The sequence below is a fragment of the Pseudomonas sp. VI4.1 genome, from assembly GCF_002029345.1.
GTDB lineage: Bacteria > Pseudomonadota > Gammaproteobacteria > Pseudomonadales > Pseudomonadaceae > Aquipseudomonas.
The window spans coordinates 23,561-42,188 of record NZ_MULM01000138.1 but is presented as its reverse complement, the minus strand read 5'-3'; the positions used below and the strand labels follow the sequence as shown (position 1 = coordinate 42,188).

The 18,628-nt window shown below is 58.3% G+C and carries 17 protein-coding genes and 3 tRNA genes; 5 read left to right on the top strand and 15 right to left on the bottom strand.

The window, feature by feature from the left end; translation table 11 throughout:
* The first annotated feature begins 2 nt into the window (after positions 1-2).
* Entirely contained in the window at positions 3-1,043 is a 1,041-nt protein-coding gene (locus BZ163_RS11570; protein ID WP_128871027.1) for an AraC family transcriptional regulator, read from the top strand.
* Between the two features lie 384 nt (positions 1,044-1,427).
* Here the strand turns inward: BZ163_RS11570 and BZ163_RS11565 are convergent, their stop codons facing one another.
* The 10 genes from BZ163_RS11565 to BZ163_RS11520 all read right to left on the bottom strand — a co-directional run bounded on the left by BZ163_RS11565 (position 1,428) and on the right by BZ163_RS11520 (position 11,843).
* Positions 1,428-2,276 (bottom strand): DUF2242 domain-containing protein, encoded by an 849-nt coding sequence (locus BZ163_RS11565; RefSeq protein ID WP_128871026.1) that lies wholly within the window; start codon positions 2,274-2,276, stop codon positions 1,428-1,430.
* 228 nt (positions 2,277-2,504) lie between these two features.
* On the bottom strand, positions 2,505-4,376 hold the full coding sequence (locus BZ163_RS11560; RefSeq protein WP_128871025.1) for a SurA N-terminal domain-containing protein: 1,872 nt from the start codon (positions 4,374-4,376) through the stop codon (positions 2,505-2,507).
* 233 nt (positions 4,377-4,609) lie between these two features.
* Complete coding sequence (locus BZ163_RS11555) at positions 4,610-4,882, bottom strand: HU family DNA-binding protein (RefSeq protein WP_002552737.1); 273 nt, start codon at positions 4,880-4,882, stop codon at positions 4,610-4,612.
* Between the two features lie 148 nt (positions 4,883-5,030).
* Entirely contained in the window at positions 5,031-7,427 is a 2,397-nt protein-coding gene (lon, locus tag BZ163_RS11550; RefSeq protein ID WP_128871024.1) for an endopeptidase La, read from the bottom strand.
* A gap of 251 nt (positions 7,428-7,678) precedes the next feature.
* A complete protein-coding gene (gene clpX, locus BZ163_RS11545) occupies positions 7,679-8,962 on the bottom strand; it encodes an ATP-dependent Clp protease ATP-binding subunit ClpX (protein WP_007946893.1) in 1,284 nt (427 codons plus the stop codon).
* Between the two features lie 109 nt (positions 8,963-9,071).
* Positions 9,072-9,707 carry an ATP-dependent Clp endopeptidase proteolytic subunit ClpP gene (gene clpP / locus BZ163_RS11540; protein ID WP_064680636.1) on the bottom strand — a complete coding sequence of 212 codons (636 nt, stop codon included), beginning with the start codon at positions 9,705-9,707 and terminating at the stop codon, positions 9,072-9,074.
* Positions 9,708-9,798: 91 nt separating this feature from the next.
* Positions 9,799-11,109 carry a trigger factor gene (gene tig / locus BZ163_RS11535; RefSeq protein ID WP_128871023.1) on the bottom strand — a complete coding sequence of 437 codons (1,311 nt, stop codon included), beginning with the start codon at positions 11,107-11,109 and terminating at the stop codon, positions 9,799-9,801.
* A 400-nt stretch (positions 11,110-11,509) separates the two neighbouring features.
* Positions 11,510-11,594 (bottom strand) — tRNA-Leu (locus BZ163_RS11530).
* 56 nt (positions 11,595-11,650) lie between these two features.
* Positions 11,651-11,726 (bottom strand) — tRNA-His (locus tag BZ163_RS11525).
* A 40-nt stretch (positions 11,727-11,766) separates the two neighbouring features.
* Positions 11,767-11,843 (bottom strand) — tRNA-Arg (locus tag BZ163_RS11520).
* A 279-nt stretch (positions 11,844-12,122) separates the two neighbouring features.
* Here BZ163_RS11520 and folD point away from each other — a divergent pair.
* Together folD and pbpG are read left to right on the top strand one after the other, a co-directional pair.
* Positions 12,123-12,977, top strand: coding sequence for a bifunctional methylenetetrahydrofolate dehydrogenase/methenyltetrahydrofolate cyclohydrolase FolD (folD, locus tag BZ163_RS11515; protein WP_128871022.1), 855 nt, complete (start codon positions 12,123-12,125; stop codon positions 12,975-12,977).
* 471 nt (positions 12,978-13,448) lie between these two features.
* Positions 13,449-14,387 (top strand): D-alanyl-D-alanine endopeptidase, encoded by a 939-nt coding sequence (gene pbpG, locus BZ163_RS11510; RefSeq protein WP_128871021.1) that lies wholly within the window; start codon positions 13,449-13,451, stop codon positions 14,385-14,387.
* 316 nt (positions 14,388-14,703) lie between these two features.
* Here pbpG and BZ163_RS11505 read toward each other — a convergent pair whose 3' ends face one another.
* From BZ163_RS11505 to BZ163_RS11495, 3 genes are all read right to left on the bottom strand, one after another.
* Positions 14,704-14,916: a hypothetical protein gene (locus BZ163_RS11505; protein ID WP_128871020.1), complete on the bottom strand. Its 213-nt coding sequence runs from the start codon at positions 14,914-14,916 to the stop codon at positions 14,704-14,706.
* An 18-nt stretch (positions 14,917-14,934) separates the two neighbouring features.
* Complete coding sequence (locus BZ163_RS11500; RefSeq protein WP_128871019.1) at positions 14,935-15,141, bottom strand: DUF6021 family protein; 207 nt, start codon at positions 15,139-15,141, stop codon at positions 14,935-14,937.
* Positions 15,142-15,253: 112 nt separating this feature from the next.
* On the bottom strand, positions 15,254-15,928 hold the full coding sequence (locus BZ163_RS11495; protein ID WP_256578986.1) for a peptidase C39 family protein: 675 nt from the start codon (positions 15,926-15,928) through the stop codon (positions 15,254-15,256).
* Between the two features lie 223 nt (positions 15,929-16,151).
* Here BZ163_RS11495 and BZ163_RS11490 point away from each other — a divergent pair, with 223 nt between their 5' ends.
* On the top strand, positions 16,152-16,334 hold the full coding sequence (locus BZ163_RS11490) for a hypothetical protein (protein ID WP_128871018.1): 183 nt from the start codon (positions 16,152-16,154) through the stop codon (positions 16,332-16,334).
* 80 nt (positions 16,335-16,414) lie between these two features.
* On the opposite strand, the gene BZ163_RS11485 is transcribed toward BZ163_RS11490, so the two are convergent.
* Positions 16,415-17,164 (bottom strand): TerC family protein, encoded by a 750-nt coding sequence (locus BZ163_RS11485; protein ID WP_128871017.1) that lies wholly within the window; start codon positions 17,162-17,164, stop codon positions 16,415-16,417.
* A 28-nt stretch (positions 17,165-17,192) separates the two neighbouring features.
* The gene (locus BZ163_RS11480) at positions 17,193-17,435 is read right to left on the bottom strand and encodes a hypothetical protein (protein WP_128871016.1); all 243 of its coding nucleotides are present in this window, start codon (positions 17,433-17,435) and stop codon (positions 17,193-17,195) included.
* A 293-nt stretch (positions 17,436-17,728) separates the two neighbouring features.
* On the opposite strand from BZ163_RS11480, the gene nhaR reads away from it, so the two are divergent.
* Complete coding sequence (gene nhaR / locus BZ163_RS11475) at positions 17,729-18,628, top strand: transcriptional activator NhaR (protein ID WP_128871015.1); 900 nt, start codon at positions 17,729-17,731, stop codon at positions 18,626-18,628.

The window sequence follows — 18,628 nt, the reverse complement described above, 5'->3', positions numbered from 1 at the left end:
CCATGAAACCCTTGCCGATGCGACTGGGCGATCTGTCGGTGGGCTTTGTGCACAGCCTGGCCGACGCCGTGCGCAGTCACGGTGCAGACCCACAGCCCTTGCTCGAGCAGTATGGCCTTGACGCGGCGCGCCTGAGCGAAGCCGGCGCCCGGCTCTCGATCCCGCGCTACATGCGCCTGGGTCACAGCGCCATTCAACTGACCGGTGACCCGGCATTGGGTTTGCGCATGGGCCAGCTCAGTCGCCTGAGCCAGGCCGGCCTGGCCGGCGTCACCGCTGCCCAGGCGCCGACGGTGCGAGAAGCGGCGCGCTGCCTGATTCGTTTCGAAGCCTTGTACGGCTCCAACTATCGCGGCCAATCGAGCTTTCATGAGGACGCCCAGGGCGCCTGGCTGCGCTTCTATTCCATCAGTCCTTACAACGCCTACAACCGCTTCGTGGTGGATTCGATCATCGCCGGCTGGTTGCAGCAACTGTCCAGCGTCAGCCCTGACCCGCTGCGCGCCGAACGCATCGAGATCGAGTTTCAAGCGCCGGATTACCGAGAGACGTATGCCGTGCTGGGCGACTGTCCGATCCAGTTCGGTGCCGAACACAATCAACTGCGCCTGAGCCTGGCCAGCCTGGCTCAGCGCAATCCGCTGCACTGCCCGAGCACCTGGCGGCACTTGCTGCAACTGTGCGAACGGGAACTGGAGCAATTGACACGCACCCGCAGCCTGCGTGAACGCATCACTCAGTTGCTGGGGCCGTTGCTCAATGGTGGCCGGGAGCCCGACCTGGAAGAAGTGGCGGCACGCCTGAAGCTGCCGACCTGGACCTTGCGCCGCAAACTGGCAGAGGAAGGCACGCAATTTCGCGCGATCCTCAATGACACGCGCCGCGACCTGGCCATGACCTACATCCGCGACACCGAACTGGCGTTCGGAGAAATCGCCTACCTGCTGGGTTTTGCCTCAGCCGAAGCCTTTCAACGGGCCTTCAAACGCTGGAATGGCCAGACCCCCGGCGAGTTTCGCCGAAGTCATAGGAAAACAGCCTGAAGCTGCAAGCGATCAGCGACGAGCTTGAAGCCTGGAAGCGCTCGTTTACAGCTCGGTCGCGTCTTCGGCGGGTTCCAGCGGGTCGAGTTCGAACGCCTGATATTCGAGCAGTTCTTCTTGATATTCGTCCATTTTCAATCCCCCACGTTTGTTTGAAAAAAATGCCTGAATAAGTGACCTGCGCACTGAGCATAAAGTGCCCACGTGAAAGAAAAATGACGCAGGCAAGACGCTACGCGGCTACTTGATAAAACGTAGCAGGGGATCGGGAATTTATCACAGGATTTTTTCGATTCTGGCCGCAGAACTGTGACCAGGATTGACGCGGGTCAATGCTGAAAGTGGTCGGGGATCGGCGCCGTGCAGCCCGATCCCGTCACATGATTACTGGGCAGTGACCGGCATGGCCGGAATCGGCTCGGTCGGTGGCGGCAGGCTGGAGTCCGCCGATGCGCTCCCCGTTTCGGTGGAGGTTGCCGGTTCGCTGTTATCCGCCGGGGTGATCGGTGCGGTTTCAGGCGGCGGTGCCACCGGCTCCGAGGCCGCAGGTGCCGGTTCCGCTGGCTGTACAGGTTCTTGGGCCGGCGCGGGAGCAGGCTCTGCTGCCGGTGCCGGGGTCGGCGCCAATTGAGCCGGTGCGGCCTTGGCTTCAGGCATGCCCAGGTCGGTTTTCGGCTTTTCCTTGATGTGCGCAGCCTTTTTCGCTTCCGGCGGCAGGAACATCTCGACCAGGGCGAAGAAACGCTCGTAGAACTTGGCCGAGGAGACGGTTTCGCTGGCGACCTTGACCATCGAGTCGTCGGACGAGCCGATCGGCATCGATACCGAACCCAGCACACCCACGCCGAGGCTCGCGGAGTTGTTGGTCTTTTTCAGCGCATAGCGATCCTGCAGGGCGTTGGCGAACATGGTCGCATGATGCCCCTCGGTGCCGTCATCGGCGCAGACCACACTGAAGCTGATCTCCATGTGGGTATCGCCGGTCTGCTGGAAACTCTTGTGGCCGCTGACCAGTTTCGGGTCGCTGCTGGTGATGATATAGCCCTGGCTGAGCAACGCCCGCCGGGCGGCCTCGCAAGTCTGGGCATCGGTTACCGGGTAGTTGCGGGAAAAGGTACCGGAGTCATCGAAGTTCTCATGCTCATAGATGGCGGCCTTTTCCGACGAGCAGCCGGCAGCGGCGGCCATTACCAGAGCCAGCCCGACGACATGCATGGGAATTGATTTAGACATTGAACATCCTGAAGAAACGGTCCGGGGCGTATTGTGCAACAGATCAATGCTTAGCGTCGCACCGATTGGTGTCTTAAAACGGTTACACGACTAGTGACCGTTTATGGCCGGGAAAGTCGCACAGGATTGCGGATTCCTGATGGCAGGTGAAAAATTTGATTTTGTTGATAAAAAAACCCCCGGCCTATCGGCCGGGGGTTTTTGTGTTGCGCAACACTCAATCAAACATCAGAACCGCTCGATGTCCGCTTCGGCTTCCAGCTGCTTGCGGTAAGCCGCAAAGTCTTGCTGGCCAATGCGCGAGGCGAGGTAGCGACGGTACTCGGCCTTCTCTTCATCGGTCGGTGCCGCTGCTTCGTTCACGCCATTGAGACGCACGATCACCAGGCTGCCATCGGCCAGGGTCACGCTGCTGAAGGTCGGTTTGTCCTTCGCGGCGGGTTTTGGCATGCGGAACAGCGCCTGCAGCACAGTCGGGTCGATCCCTTCCTGAGCGCGAGTGGCGGCGGCGGTGACTTTCCAGTTCTGACCATCGATGGCCTGGTCCAGAGGGGTCTTGCCGTCGCGCAGGCTGGCGATCAACTCATCGGCCCTGGTCTTGGCGGCAGCACTGGCGTGCTCCTTGGCCAATTGCCCACGGATCGCGGCAGACACGGCTTCGAGCGGCAGTTGCGCCGGCTTGAGGTGTTCCTTGGCGCGCAGCACGATCACGGTTTCCGGGTCGAGCTCGATGGCGGTGCTGTTGGCACCCTCATCCAGCACTTCAGGACTGAATGCAGCAGTGATCACGGCACGGTTGGCCGCCACACCTTCGCCGCCTTCACGGCCGAACGGCTTGGAGGTGTGCACGGTCAGCTTCAAGTCTTGCGCCGGCTGGGCCAGGTCGGAGGCCTCGAACGCCGAGTCTTCCAGTTGCTTGGTCGCCTCGACGAAACGCTGTTCGACCTGCTGGGTTTTCAGCTCGCGGGTCAGCTTGTCTTTCAGGCTGGCGAAGGTTGGAACCTGCGGCGCTTCGACACCCAGCAGCTTGATCAGGTGGAAACCGAAGTCGGTGCGAACCGGCTCCGAGACCTGATCCTTGGCCAACGCGTACAGCGCTGTTTCAAAGGCTGGATCGTAGACACCCGGGCCTGCGAAACCGAGGTCACCGCCATTGTTGGCCGAACCCGGGTCCTGGGAGAATTCCTTGGCCAGGGCTTCGAAGTTCTCGCCCTTGGCCAGGCGTGCCTGGACCTCTTCGATCTTCGCCTTGGCTTGCGCCTCGGTCACCTTGTCGTTCACTTCGATCAGAATGTGCGCGGCCCGACGCTGTTCGGACAGGTTCGCGGTTTCTTTCTGATACGCCTCTTGCAGGTCTTCGTCCTTGACGCTGACCTGATCGAAGAAGGACGACTTCTTCAATTCGAGGTAATCGATGACCACCTGGTCCGGCGTCATGAATTCCTTGGCGTGTTCGTCGTAGTAGGCTTTGACTTCGTCGTCGTTCAGCTTCACAGCTGACGGGTCGACCTTGACGTTCAGGGAAGCGAAATCGCGGGTCTGTTTTTCCAGACGGGCGAAGGCCAGCACCTGTGCGTCGGTGACGAAACCGCTGCCTGCCAGACCGGCGCGCAGCTGACCGATCAGCATTTCCTGAGCCAGCATCTGGCGGAATTGCAGGCGGCTGTAGCCGAGTTGACGGATGACCTGGTCGAAACGCTCGGCGCTGAACGCACCGTCCACCTGGAATTCAGGCGTTTGCAGGATCACCTGGTCCAACGCCGCTTCGGAAAAAGCGAAGTCGGATTTTTCTGCGCCTTGCAGCAGCAGCTTGCGATCGATCAAGCCTTTGAGGGCCGATTCGCGCAACATTTTTTCGTCGAGCAACGAAGCATCGAAATCCTTGCCCAGCTGTTGCATGAGTTGACGGCGTTGCATATCGACCGCCTGGCTCAGCTCGCTCTGACTGATTTCTTCACCATTGACCTTGGCCGCGTTCTGACTGTTGGTCGTGGCCTGGAAAATGGCTTCGACACCGGTGAACGCCATCAGTACAACGATGATCCCGATGATGGTCTTGGCAATCCAGCCTTGTGAATTGTCCCTGATATTCTGCAGCATGCGTCCCCCAGAAACGGTTGAACTTCAAAATTAGGCAACCGTGGAGCGTGGGTAGAATCCGGATAGAAGAAAGGCGCATCCGAGGATGCGCCTTCTCGTAACTGGCGGAGCGGATCGAGGGCTCGAACGTGCGACCCTCGGTGTCTCGGCACGGCGACTCGCCGACTGGACTACCGCTCCGCTGCCAGGTCAGGCTTGACCCCGACCCGGATAGGCAAAAACCTGAATCGAACTTAGTTGACAGCTTCTTTCAGTGCTTTACCGGCTTTGAAACCTGGTTTTTTGGCGGCTGCGATTTCCAGCGTCTTACCGGTCTGCGGGTTACGACCAATGCGAGCTGGACGATCGGTGACGGAGAACGTACCGAAACCCACCAGAACAACAGAGTCGCCAGCCTTGAGAGCGCCAGTGACGGATTCGATTACAGCGTCCAGCGCACGGCCAGCAGCAGCTTTCGGGATATCAGCGGATGCAGCGATAGCATCAATCAGTTCCGACTTGTTCACTCTAAGTCCCCTTATATCTATTTGAGTATGATTCTAAGTTTTTTGGTAAAAGCAAAAAAACGAGTGCTGAATGGCCTACAGACACTGAAGAGCCGCTTTATAACAAGGGCTCTAAAAAGCGTCAACAAGCCCCCCAGGCAAATACGTACTAATGCGTGCTAATTCTTTCCTTAGAGTCAGACTCGCGTTTTTCATCCTTTGCAACAATCTCTGGAGCCACATCAGGCAAGGGCTCCGGCGCGTATTGCAGCGCAATTTGCAGGACCTCGTCAATCCATTTAACCGGTTTAATCTGAAGATCGGCTTTGATATTGTCAGGAATTTCCTTCAAATCGCGTACGTTCTCTTCAGGAATGATCACCGTCTTGATTCCACCACGGTGAGCCGCGAGCAGTTTCTCTTTCAGACCGCCAATCGCCAGCACCTGGCCACGCAGGGTGATTTCACCGGTCATGGCGACGTCTGCGCGTACCGGAATCCCGGTCAATGCCGAGACCAGGGCCGTGCACATGCCTACACCGGCGCTAGGGCCATCCTTCGGGGTCGCCCCTTCCGGCATGTGGATGTGCGTGTCGCGCTTCTCGTGGAAGTCCAGGGGGATCCCCAGGCTCTTCGCGCGGCTGCGCACCACGGTCAAGGCCGCCGTGATCGACTCGACCATCACGTCACCCAGGGAACCGGTCTTGATCAGTTGCCCCTTGCCGGGAACGACCGCGGCTTCGATGGTCAGCAACTCGCCGCCCACCTGCGTCCACGCCAGGCCGGTGACCTGGCCGACCTGATCCTGGGATTCGGCCAGGCCGTAGCGGAATTTACGCACGCCGAGGAAATGCTCCAGCATGTCGGCCGTGACCTTCACCGAGAAGCGTTTTTCCATCGCATGCTCTTTGACCGCCTTGCGGCAAACCTTGGCAATCTGGCGCTCCAGCCCCCGTACACCGGCTTCGCGGGTGTAGTAGCGGATGATGTCGCGGATCGCTTCGGCGTCGAATTCGAGCTCGCCTTTCTTCAAACCGTTGGCCGTGATCTGCTTCGGCGAAAGGTATTTGACGGCGATGTTGATCTTCTCGTCTTCGGTGTAGCCCGGCAGACGAATCACTTCCATCCGGTCCAGCAGCGCCGGCGGAATGTTCATGGAGTTCGAGGTGCACAGGAACATCACGTCGGACAGGTCGTAGTCGACTTCCAGATAGTGATCGTTGAAGTTGTGGTTCTGCTCGGGATCGAGCACTTCCAGCAACGCCGAGGCCGGATCGCCGCGCATGTCGCTGCCCATCTTGTCGATTTCATCGAGCAGGAACAGCGGGTTGCGCACCCCCACTTTAGTCATCTTTTGAATCAATCTTCCCGGCATCGAACCGATGTAAGTCCGGCGATGACCGCGGATTTCCGCTTCATCGCGCACACCGCCGAGGGCCATGCGCACGAATTTGCGGTTGGTGGCGTGGGCAATCGACTCCGCCAGCGAGGTTTTACCCACCCCCGGAGGACCGACCAGGCACAACACCGGACCGCGAATCTTCTTCACGCGCTTTTGCACGGCGAGGTATTCGAGGATCCGCTCTTTGACTTCTTCCAGGCCGTAGTGGTCGGCGTCGAGGATGTCTTCGGCACGAGCCAGGTCCAGACGCACCTTGCTTTGCGCCTTCCACGGCACCTGGACCAGCCAGTCGATGTAGGAACGCACCACGGTCGCTTCCGCGGACATGGGCGACATTTGTTTCAGCTTGTTCAGCTCGCCCTGGGCCTTGGCCAGGGCATCCTTCGGCAGACCGGCGGCATCGATGCGCTTTTTCAGCTCTTCGATTTCGTTGTGGCCTTCGTCGCTGTCGCCGAGTTCTTTCTGAATGGCCTTCATCTGCTCATTCAGGTAGTACTCGCGCTGGCTGCGCTCCATTTGTTTCTTGACGCGACCGCGAATGCGTTTTTCAACTTGCAGCAGGTCGATCTCGGCATCCAGCAACGCCAGGACGTGTTCGACCCGGGCCGACAAATCGATGATTTCGAGGATCTCCTGCTTCTGCTCGATCTTCAGGGCCATGTGCGCGGCCATGGTGTCGACCAGGCGGCCTGGCTCGTCGATGCTGTTGAGCGACGACAGGACTTCAGCCGGGACTTTCTTGCCCAGCTGCACATATTGTTCGAACTGAGCCAGCAAGCTGCGCACAAACACTTCCGACTCGCGCTCGGGCGCGTCGGTTTCGTCGATCAGCGAGACTTCGGCGCGGCAATGGCCGTCGACTACGCTGAAGCGCTCCACGGCGCCCCGCTGCTCACCTTCGACCAAAACCTTGACCGTGCCGTCAGGCAGCTTGAGCAGCTGCAGAACGGTCGCAATGGTACCTACGCGATAGAGTGCATCTTCACCGGGATCGTCGTCAGCAGGGTTTCTCTGAGCCAGCAGAAGGATCTGCTTGTCGCCGGTCATCGCTGCCTCGAGGGCTTCGATGGATTTCTCGCGCCCCACGAACAGCGGGATAACCATGTGCGGATAAACCACAACATCACGCAATGGCAGGAGAGGCAATTCGATGGTCGTCTTCATGATTTCGCCTCTACGGCGGCCGTAAGGCCGTAAACAGATGGATGTCAGCTTGAAACCAAGATGGGGGCTGGTTTGGAAAAAAACAAGCGGATAAAAGAATGGCTTAAAAGATTGCGGTCTGTCGTGGGCCTGACGTGTTCAGGTTAGACATTAAAATCGTGTCGGCTGGGCGCCTTCGCTGGCAAGCCAGCTCCTACACCACAATAGCAAAGGGGCCCGAAGGCCCCTTCTGTGTTCCAGCAGCGTGACGCTTAGGCGTCTGGCGCTGCCTTGGCAGCCGGCTCACTGTTTTCGTAGATATACAGTGGCTTGGACTTGCCTTCTATGACGCTTTCGTCGATCACGACTTTACTCACCTCGGACTGCGAGGGAATTTCGTACATGGTGTCGAGCAGGACGCCTTCGAGGATCGAACGCAGTCCACGGGCACCGGTCTTGCGTTCCAGGGCACGTTTGGCGACCGATTTCAGCGCGTCGGCGCGGAATTCCAGGTCTACGCCTTCCATCTCGAACAGCTTGGCATACTGCTTGGTCAGCGCATTTTTCGGCTCGGTGAGAATCTGCATCAACGCAGCTTCGTCAAGCTCGTCCAACGTGGCCAGGACCGGCAGACGACCGACGAATTCCGGGATCAGACCGAACTTGACCAGATCGTCAGGTTCGACTTCACGCAGGGATTCACCGACTTTCTTGCCTTCTTCCTTGCTGCGCACTTCTGCGTTGAAACCGATGCCGCCCTTGGTGGAACGGTTTTGGATAACCTTTTCCAGACCGGAGAACGCACCACCGCAGATGAACAGGATGTTACGGGTGTCGACCTGAAGGAATTCCTGCTGCGGATGCTTGCGACCGCCCTGGGGCGGAACGGAAGCGACCGTGCCTTCGATCAACTTCAGCAGGGCCTGCTGCACGCCTTCACCGGAAACGTCCCGGGTGATCGACGGGTTGTCAGACTTGCGCGAGATCTTGTCGATCTCATCGATGTAGACAATGCCCATCTGGGCCTTTTCCACGTCGTAATCGCACTTCTGCAGCAGCTTCTGAATGATGTTCTCGACATCTTCACCCACGTAACCCGCCTCGGTGAGGGTGGTTGCGTCGGCGATGGTGAACGGAACGTTCAGCAAGCGGGCCAGGGTTTCGGCAAGCAGGGTTTTACCCGAGCCTGTCGGGCCGATCAGCAAGATGTTGCTCTTGCCGAGTTCGACGTCGTCATTCTTCTTGTCACGCTGGTTCAAGCGCTTGTAGTGGTTGTACACCGCTACGGCCAGAACCTTTTTCGCACGTTCCTGACCAATCACGTACTGATCAAGGATGCCGCTGATTTCTTTAGGCGAAGGCAATTTATGCGCGCTGCTCTCGGCCTGGGCTTCCTGCACCTCCTCACGGATGATGTCATTGCACAGGTCGACGCACTCGTCGCAAATGAAGACCGAGGGGCCGGCAATCAATTTGCGTACTTCATGCTGGCTTTTGCCGCAGAAGGAGCAATAGAGCAATTTGCCGTTGTCCTCGCCGTTGCGGGTGTCAGTCATTCGTTCGATCCAAATCCGATAGGCTTGCAACACAAGATGAAGGCTATTGCGGGCTTTTTCAAGCCCGCAGGTGGCCAGACAAGCCGACCGACCCTATTTTGAGCTGCTTTTAAGCGGGGCGCTGGTCGATCACTTGATCGATCAACCCGTATTCACGGGCGGCTTCTGCACTCATGAAGTTGTCGCGGTTGGTGTCGCGCTCGATCTCTTCGAGCGTGTGTCCACTGTGCTTGGCCATCAACGTGTTGAGACGCTCGCGAATGAAGAGGATTTCCTTGGCATGGATTTCGATATCCGACGCCTGGCCCTGGAAACCGCCCAGTGGCTGGTGAATCATCACACGCGAGTTCGGCAGGCAGTAACGCTTGCCGGCGGCACCGGCCGTCAGCAGGAACGCGCCCATGCTGCACGCCTGACCGATACAGGTGGTCGACACGTTGGGCTTGATGAACTGCATGGTGTCGTAGATCGACATGCCCGCCGTCACCGAACCGCCCGGGGAGTTGATGTAGAGATGGATGTCCTTGTCCGGGTTTTCCGCTTCAAGGAACAGCAGCTGCGCGCAAATCAGGTTGGCCATGTAGTCCTCTACCGGCCCAACCAGGAAGATCACTCGCTCCTTGAGAAGACGCGAGTAGATGTCATAGGCGCGCTCGCCGCGAGCGGATTGCTCGACAACCATCGGGACCAGGCCGCCTGCGGCCTGGATATCAGAGTTCTGCTGAATATAAGAATTACGGAACATGCTCTGCAGTCGCTCCCAAATAGTTTTGTCTTGAATACGCATAAGCAGCTCGAGAGCTGGCTTATGGTGTGTACTTCTAACGCAAAATCAATCAGTCGGCTTGTGGAGCTTCTACCGGCTTGACCGCTTCTTCGTAAGAGACCGATTTATCGGTCACGCTAGCTTTCTGCAGAACAGTATCCACAACTTGTTCTTCAAGCACAACCGAGCGGACTTCGTTCAGCTGCTGGTCGTTCTTGTAGTACCAGGACACAACCTGCTCTGGCTCCTGGTAGGCCGAAGCCATTTCCTGGATCATTTCGCGAACGCGGGCTTCGTCAGGCTTGAGGTCGAATTGCTTGACCACTTCAGCCACGATCAGGCCCAGGACTACGCGGCGCTTGGCTTGTTCTTCGAACAGCTCGGCCGGCAGTTGGTCAGGCTTGATGTTGCCGCCGAACTGTTGAACAGCCTGCACGCGCAGACGGTCGACTTCGTTGGACAGCAGCGCCTTTGGCACTTCGATCGGGTTGGTCTCGAGCAGACCGTCCATGACCTGGTTCTTGACCTTGGATTTGATCGCCTGACGCAGTTCGCGCTCCATGTTCTTGCGAACTTCGGTGCGGAAGCCTTCCAGACCGGTTTCCTTGATGCCGAATTGAGCGAAGAATTCTTCGTTCAGCTCTGGCAGTTTTGGCTCGGAAACAGTGTTCACGGTCACGGTGAACTCAACGGCTTTGCCTGCCAGGTCGAGGTTCTGATAGTCCTCGGGGAAGGTCAGGTTCAGCACGCGCTCTTCGCCGGCCTTGGCGCCAACCAGGCCGTCTTCGAAGCCAGGGATCATGCGGCCGGAACCCAGCACCAGCTGAGTGCCTTTGGCGGAACCGCCGGCGAACACTTCTCCGTCGACCTTGCCGACGAAATCGATGTTCAGCTGGTCTTCGTTCTGGGCAGCGCGATCGGCCACTTCAAAACGGGTGTTCTGCTTGCGCAGCACGTCCAGCATCTTGTCCAGGTCGGCATCGGCCACGTCGGCGCTCAGGCGCTCGACTGCGATACCTTCGAAGCCGGCAACGGTGAACTCAGGGAACACTTCGAAAACCGCGACGTATTCCAGGTCCTTGCCCGCTTCGATCGATTTAGGCTCGATCGACGGCGCGCCGGCCGGGTTCAGCTTTTGCTCGACAACCGCTTCGTAGAACGAAGACTGGATCACGTCGCCTACCGCTTCCTGGCGCGCATCGGCACCGAAACGACGCTTGATTTCGCTCATCGGCACTTTGCCTGGACGGAAACCAGCGATCTTGGCCTTTTGGGCAGTCTGCTGCAGACGCTTGTTGACCTGAGTCTCGATGCGCTCAGCCGGCACGGTGATGCTCATGCGGCGCTCAAGAGCAGAAGTATTTTCAACAGAAACTTGCATGGATATTCCTCGTTGCACAGACGTTAGCCGGCCGTTTCCGACCCCAGAATCAAGGGCATGCATTCTAGTGGGTCAAACTCAAGAAGTCACCCTACTGAAAACGGGTAAAAAAGCAGCAGGCAATTTATAGGCGGGGACAAACGGTTATGCCTCGCCCTGTTAGCAAATACAGTCAATCAGGCCAAGGCTCTGCCGCAGTCCTTCTATATATAGGAGGAAGCGGTCATGCACCCCTGACAGCGGGCGAATCGGCATCATCGAGAAACAAAAATGCGACGAGCCGACCTGCCCTCTCAACCCGGAACCCGCGGTTGCCTTGAAAATGTCGACTTCTAAAACAAAAACGGCGCAGCCCTTTTCAGGTGCTGCGCCGTTTTCTGCTATTAAATAGCGACTTGTATGGTGCGGACGGAGAGACTCGAACTCTCACACCTTGCGGCGCTGGAACCTAAATCCAGTGTGTCTACCAATTCCACCACATCCGCGTATCAAGCTTTTAAAGCAAAGGCGCCAGACTGTTAATCTGGCGCCTTTCTAAATATGGGGTGGACGAAGGGGATCGAACCCTCGACAACGGGAGTCACAATCCCGTGCTCTACCAACTGAGCTACGCCCACCATATTGCCATGTTGCGTTACTTGTGCCAAAGCTGCCTAATGGCGCACCCGGCAGGACTCGAACCTGCGACCATCCGCTTAGAAGGCGGATGCTCTATCCAGCTGAGCTACGGGCGCCTTGTTAATCTGTATTCTTGGACGATTACAAACTAAGTGCTTTCAGTCTCGCCGAATCAAACATCAACTCCGCTCAACCTTCTTAACCAGTGCTAGGCTGTGCCCGACAAGTGCGACGAATGTTATAGGTGACCCTGAAGGTCGTCAACTCTTTTTTAAAAAAAATTCATTTAATTAAAGGGGTTAGGGGAATTTGCAGACCAAGCGCCTTTGCCCTCACCTCCTGACATGCGAGAATGCGCTCTCTTTTTTTCACCTCTCGATGGTTAATCACGCGCAATGACTGCACAACTAATCGACGGCAAATCGATCGCCGCCAGCCTGCGCCAGCAGATCGCCAAACGCGTCACCGAGCGTCGCCAGCAAGGCCTGCGCACGCCCGGCCTCGCGGTGATCCTGGTCGGCAGCGATCCTGCCTCTCAGGTTTATGTCTCGCACAAGCGTAAAGACTGTGAAGAGGTCGGCTTTCTGTCCCAAGCTTATGACCTGCCTTCCGAAACCACTCAAGAAGCACTGACCGATCTGATCGATCGCCTGAACGACGACCCGGCAATCGACGGCGTTCTGCTTCAGCTGCCTTTACCTGAACACCTGGACGCCTCCCGGTTGCTGGAGCGCATTCGTCCGGACAAGGACGTCGACGGTTTCCACCCTTATAACGTCGGTCGCCTGGCCCAGCGTATTCCGTTGCTGCGTCCGTGCACCCCTAAAGGGATCATGGCGCTGCTGGAAAGCACCGGTGCCGATCTTTACGGGATGGACGCGGTGATTGTCGGCGCCTCCAACATCGTTGGCCGCCCGATGGCGATGGAGCTGTTGCTGGCTGGCTGCACCGTGACCGTCACCCACCGCTTTACCAAGGACCTGGCGGGCCACGTCGGCCGCGCCGACCTGGTCGTGGTGGCTGCCGGCAAGCCGGGGCTGGTGAAGGGCGAGTGGATCAAGGAAGGCGCGATCGTGATCGACGTCGGCATCAATCGCCAGGCAGACGGCAAGCTGGTGGGTGACGTGATCTACGACACCGCCCTGCCCCGCGCTGGCTGGATTACGCCGGTGCCGGGTGGCGTTGGCCCGATGACGCGCGCGTGCCTGCTGGAAAATACGCTGTATGCGGCGGAAACGCTGCACGGTTGATTGCGGTTAGGGGCGTTGCCGCCTTTTGTTGAACGTGTACATATCCGTTGCTGCGGGCATGGCCGCTGACGGTTCCGCTCTTACAGCGGGTCACTTTGAAAAGCGCAAAGTAACCCGCCGTAAGAGCGGAACCCTAAGTGGCCGTTACCGCGAAAACGGATATGTACCCGAACCGGAAGAGCCGCTTCCTCACAAACGAATACGCCCCCCCCCCCTCCAAAAGCAATCCATCCGCCCGCCAACCCCCTTCTCAAGCAAACGGTATTTACGCCCCATGGCAGGGTTCTTTTCTCCAGCAGAGAATCCCTCGACCATCCGCCGGAAATTAGCTTTTTTTTCATGTTCCCAAGGACTTTGCGTCCATCCTTGAACAACCATCGACAGTTATTCAGCCATACTCCAGAATACCGCGCTTTTTTATGAAACAGCCCGTTACATAACGGCTTATCAACTCCTTATGAGTCTGCCAGCGTGAAAATCCGTCTTTCCATCCTGAGCCTGTTTTTTGCTGTTACAGGGGCTTTCATCACGCCAATAACCAACGCTGCCGAAACCACCTCGGCACCCCGCGATACGAAACAACTCAAGATCGCTTCCGGCAGCGCCTTGCTGATGGATATGCAGACCAACAAGATCATCTATGCCAGCAATCCTGACGTGGTCGTCCCCATCGCTTCCGTCAGCAAACTGATGACCGGCCTGGTCGTGGTCGAAGCCCGGCAGAACATGGATGAATACCTTGCCGTCAACATCAGCGATACGCCGGAAATGAAAGGCGTGTTTTCCCGGGTCAAGCTCAAGAGCGAATTGCCGCGTCGGGAAATGCTGCTGATCGCCCTGATGTCTTCGGAAAACCGCGCCGCCGCGAGCCTCGCCCATCATTATCCGGGCGGCTATGTCGCGTTCATTGCCGCCATGAATGCCAAGGCCCGGGCGCTGGGTATGACCAGCACCCATTTTGTCGAGCCGACCGGCCTGTCCCCGCGCAACGTGTCCACCGCCCGCGACCTGAGCAAGTTGCTGGTGGCCGCGCACAAGTACCCGTTGCTGACTGAATTGAGCACTACCAAGGAAAAGACTGTTTCGTTCCGTAAACCCAATTACAGCCTGGGTTTTCGTAACACCGACCACTTGGTCAGGAAGCCGAACTGGGACATCCGACTGACGAAAACCGGGTTCACCAACGAGGCCGGTCACTGCCTGGTGCTGGTGACCAGCATGGGTAATCGCCAGGTGGCGCTGGTTATTCTCGATGCCTTTGGCAAATACACCCACTTTGCCGATGCCAGCCGTATTCGCAGCTGGGTCGAGACCGGCAGGGGTGCTGATGTGCCGTCGGTGGCGTTGCAGTACAAGTCAGACAAAAATCTGAAGAATCGGCAAAGTGGTGTGGTGGAGGCGTCGAAGTAGGACGAAACCGGCAATTGCCGCTTTCCCGCTTGCCCGCTTCTGTAGGAGCAAGCTTGCTCGCGATGGTTTGAAGGGCGACGCGTTTATTCAGGATAAACGCGTCATCGTTGACGTCCATCGCGAGCAAGCTCGCTCCTACAGGTCATGCGTTTATTCTGGATTAGCGCGTTATCGTTGACGTCCTTCGCTGGCAAGCCAGCTCCTACAGGGTATGCGTTTATTCTGGATTAGCGCGTTATCGTTGACGTTCTTCGCTGGCAAGCCAGCTCCTACAGGGTATGCGTTTATTCTGGATTAGCGCGTTATCGTCAGACGGTTAATCATTGGGCAGCGGCATCTGGTCGTCGTCCGGGATGCCGTCTCCTGCGCTCGGGTCTCTGTGGCCCTGATGCTCGGTTGGGGTCACCACGGGCCTGGCCAACGGATCCCGCAGCGGGCTGTTCGGATCCATCACTGGATCGGTGTCCGCTTCGGGGGTGGTTGGAACGCTGTCCGGACGTTTGTCGTTGAAACTCGAATCGGTAGACATACGCACCTCACTTGGGGGTCAGGGTTTCAGATCGGCGAGCGGATCGTAAGGCTTCGCCGGCGCCTTGGGGTTATCGCCCGGCTTCACGTCCCTGGGCGCCTTGGCCGGTCCGATGGGATCGACCTGTGGATCGGCGAGGTCCGGGGAATCGGGGTCGAAGTCCAGCTCATCGCCGGACGAATGCTCGGACGAGTGCGGGCCATCGGGGGTAGTGGAATGTGCCATTGGCGCCTCCTAGGATAGGTCCTGCGGAAAAGGACCGGCCCGGAAAAGTCCGGACCCTGTTATCTAGAGGCCAATCGCGGGTGACAGTGCCCTGCAGATGACGAACGGAACGCTACTGCGCGGACAAGGCCTTCTTCGCCCGGGTAGCCGCCTGCTCCTGGCCTGCCTGGGCCAGATCGCTGGCCGCCTTCAGCCAGCGCTGTTGATCGACGTTGGCCGGAAGCTGGTCCGGTTTCTGGATCAGCACCGCCCACCCCCCGGCGTCCTTGAACGCAGATTCAAATGAACCGAAGCTCATCAGCGTCCGGCGATTCATCCCGGCACGCAGGAGCACGGTCTGTTTCTCCCGGTTGTACCCGGCGAGAATCGCATAACGCGGTCCAGCCCAGAACGCCGAGCCTTCAGTGAACCGCACCATCACCGGATTTCCGGCCGCGACCTGGGCCAGCAGCGCAGGCAGGTTGGCGTCCAGGGGATAGACCACCAGGCCGTACTCGCGGGCAAGATTCAGCATGTTCTGCTGCAATTGGGTTTCGGCACCCGGCAAATGCAGGGGCTTGTCGAGCAAACCCGGGGTAATCACGATGCCCTGCTGGGACAACAGGCTGGCCAGGACCTGGGGGCCGCTTTGATTGTCCTGCCCGCGGTAGAAGGTACCGCTGAGCTCGACCCGCTCCGGCAGCCGCTGGATTTCCGGCGCAACGCTTCCCGCACACCCCGCCAGACCCGCGACACTGCCAACCAGCACCGCCACAGAAAGAATTCGAGAAAATACCCGCACCATCATCACTCACTTGTTCAGGCGCCAGGCGTACGCGCTCCCGGCTTGGCCATCGATCATAGGATGCCAGGCGGCAGCGGTATAGCCTTGAACGGCAGTTGATCGCATTCGATAGTACGAACTCGTTGATCACAGCCGACCTTTGGTCAATAGTCTGAAACACGGCAGCGGCTAAACTGTCATTTGCTAAAGAGTGTGCACCCACAGCAGGAGCGAAGAGGAGGCACTGATGAGCCTGACAATGACCATAGTGATGCTGATTTCCGGCTGGCTGGCGGTGGCGTCCGCCATGTTGTGGGGAGTCCTGCGCATTACTCGCCGGCACCATCACCCTCCAGTGCAACCGACGTCGCCCGCCGCCAGTGATACCGATACCGATAAACCGGCCAGCCGCCACGCTTCCGCGCACTGACTGGCGCTTTTCGGTCGCTGAAACCAAAAACGGCCGCCCGGATTCTTGCGAGTCCGGGCGGCCGTTCCATTTAGTGCAGGTTACGCTTCAGTGGCGATCCGCTTCTGCTTCGCCCGTCGGGACATCATGTTCAGCCCCTCGATCGTTGCCGAGAACGCCATTGCCGCGTAGACGTAGCCTTTCGGTACGTGGGCGCCAAAGCCTTCGGCGATCAGGGTCATGCCGATCATGATCAAGAAGCCCAGGGCCAGCATCACCACGGTCGGGTTGTCGTTGATGAACTTGGCCAAGGGGTCAGCCGCCAGCAACATCACCAGTACCGACACCACCACTGCAATGATCATGATCGGCAAATGCTCGGTCATGCCGACTGCGGTGATGATGCTGTCGATGGAGAACACCATGTCCAGCATCAGGATCTGCCCGATTGCGGCAGCGAAGCCCAGGGTCACGGTCGAGGTCGCCGACTTCGGATCGTCCGGCGCCGGGTCCATGCTGTGATGGATCTCGGTGGTCGCCTTCCACAACAGGAACAGGCCACCGGCGATCAGGATCATGTCTTTCCAGGAGAACGCGTGGCCGAGGAGGTCGATCACCGGCGCGGTCAACTGGACGATGAACGCGATGGTGCTCAACAGCGCCAGTCGCAGGATCAGCGCCATGCCGATACCGATGCGCCGCGCCTTCTGCCGATGCTGCTCGGGCAGTTTGTTGGTCAGGATCGAGATGAAGATCAGGTTATCGATGCCGAGCACGATTTCCATCACGATCAACGTGGCCAGGGCGACCCAGGCAGTGGGGCTTACAGCAAGTTCTAAAAGGTATTCCATGGGTCAGTCCTGACTCGTTTAAGACGGTTTAGATTTCCTGGGACGAAGACTCGGTGTTCCGTTTGTCTTCGGCCGATGGTTCTTTTTTGCTGATCAGCCCGCCGGTGGCGTCGCTTATCGCTTGTTCAGCGGCTTTGTGCGTATCGTCGATCGCTTGTTTCGCGCTTTCGGCCGCCTTGCCCATCAGTTGCTGAGCGCTTTTTTCGGCCTGGTCGCAACCGGCCAGTACCAGTAAAGACGTGATCAGCAACGCCGTGGTTTTAAGCTTCATGATGTTTCCTCGATAGAACAGACAGAGCCGACAAAGCCTCCCGTCGATAGCTAGGCATTCTAAGGAGACAAACACTTCAGGAAAATTCGTATTTTCGGCTGCTATACTTCGGTTTTTACGAATCCAGAATAAAAATTGCGCATAAATGTGTGTGTGCGCACTTGTAGGAGCAAGCTTGCTCGCGACGGTCGTCAACGATAACGCGTGTTTACTGGTTAAACGCGGCGCTCTTGATTCCATCGCGAGCAAGCTCGCTCCTACAGGGGGTTGTGTGATCAGGGGAAATAAACAGAATGTTGAATTACCGACAGCTGCATTACTTCTGGGTGGTCGCCAAGACCGGCAGCATCGTGCGCGCTTGCGAGCAGTTGAACCTGACACCCCAGACCATCAGTGGGCAGATCTCCCTGCTCGAGCAAACCTATGGCATCGAATTGTTTCGCCGGGTTGGCCGCCAGCTTGAGCTGACGGAGGCCGGGCGTCAGGCCCTGCCCTACGCCGAGCAGATGTTCCAGCTGGGCGGTGAGCTGGAATTGATGCTGCGGGCGCAGCCCAACGAGCAGCAGATTCTGTTTCGGGTCGGCGTGGCGGACGTGGTGCCCAAGTCCATCGTCTATCGGCTGATCGCGCCGACCATGGAGTTGAGCGAGCCGCTGCGCATCACCTGCCGCGAAGACAAGCTCGAACGCTTGCTCGCCGACCTGGCGATCCAGCGCCTGGACCTGGTGATCTCCGACAGCCCGATGCCCTCGCACCTGGACATCAAGGGCTACAGCCAGAAGCTCGGCGAGTGCGGGATCAGCTTCTTTGCCACCCCTGCACTGGCGGCGCAGTACGGCCAGGATTTTCCGCGCAGCCTGCACGGCGCTCCCCTGCTGATTCCCGGGCCGGAAACCGTGGTCCGCAGTCGTTTGCAACGCTGGTTTGCCGAGCAACAGATCCAGCCACGGATTGTCGGTGAATTCGACGACAGCGCCTTGATGCAGGCGTTCGGTCAATCCGGCAGCGGGATTTTCATCGGTCCGAGCGTGATTGCCGACGAGGTGCAACGCCAGTATGGGGTGGAGTCGATTGGCCAGACCAACGCGGTCACCGAGTCGTTCTACGCCATTTCCGTGGAGCGCAAGGTCAAGCACCCCGGCATTGTCGCCATTACCGAAGGTGCCCGACGCGAACTGTTCACCGAGTTGTGA

Coding starts and splice junctions, on each gene's coding strand:
- BZ163_RS11570 (WP_128871027.1), top strand. CDS start 3: ATGAAACCCTTGCCGATGCGACTGGGCGATCTGTCGGTGGGCTTTGTG.
- BZ163_RS11565 (WP_128871026.1), bottom strand. CDS start 2,276: ATGTCTAAATCAATTCCCATGCATGTCGTCGGGCTGGCTCTGGTAATG.
- BZ163_RS11560 (WP_128871025.1), bottom strand. CDS start 4,376: ATGCTGCAGAATATCAGGGACAATTCACAAGGCTGGATTGCCAAGACC.
- lon (WP_128871024.1), bottom strand. CDS start 7,427: ATGAAGACGACCATCGAATTGCCTCTCCTGCCATTGCGTGATGTTGTG.
- clpX (WP_007946893.1), bottom strand. CDS start 8,962: ATGACTGACACCCGCAACGGCGAGGACAACGGCAAATTGCTCTATTGC.
- clpP (WP_064680636.1), bottom strand. CDS start 9,707: ATGTTCCGTAATTCTTATATTCAGCAGAACTCTGATATCCAGGCCGCA.
- tig (WP_128871023.1), bottom strand. CDS start 11,109: ATGCAAGTTTCTGTTGAAAATACTTCTGCTCTTGAGCGCCGCATGAGC.
- folD (WP_128871022.1), top strand. CDS start 12,123: ATGACTGCACAACTAATCGACGGCAAATCGATCGCCGCCAGCCTGCGC.
- BZ163_RS11505 (WP_128871020.1), bottom strand. CDS start 14,916: ATGTCTACCGATTCGAGTTTCAACGACAAACGTCCGGACAGCGTTCCA.
- BZ163_RS11500 (WP_128871019.1), bottom strand. CDS start 15,141: ATGGCACATTCCACTACCCCCGATGGCCCGCACTCGTCCGAGCATTCG.
- BZ163_RS11495 (WP_256578986.1), bottom strand. CDS start 15,928: ATGATGGTGCGGGTATTTTCTCGAATTCTTTCTGTGGCGGTGCTGGTT.
- BZ163_RS11490 (WP_128871018.1), top strand. CDS start 16,152: ATGAGCCTGACAATGACCATAGTGATGCTGATTTCCGGCTGGCTGGCG.
- BZ163_RS11485 (WP_128871017.1), bottom strand. CDS start 17,164: ATGGAATACCTTTTAGAACTTGCTGTAAGCCCCACTGCCTGGGTCGCC.
- BZ163_RS11480 (WP_128871016.1), bottom strand. CDS start 17,435: ATGAAGCTTAAAACCACGGCGTTGCTGATCACGTCTTTACTGGTACTG.
- nhaR (WP_128871015.1), top strand. CDS start 17,729: ATGTTGAATTACCGACAGCTGCATTACTTCTGGGTGGTCGCCAAGACC.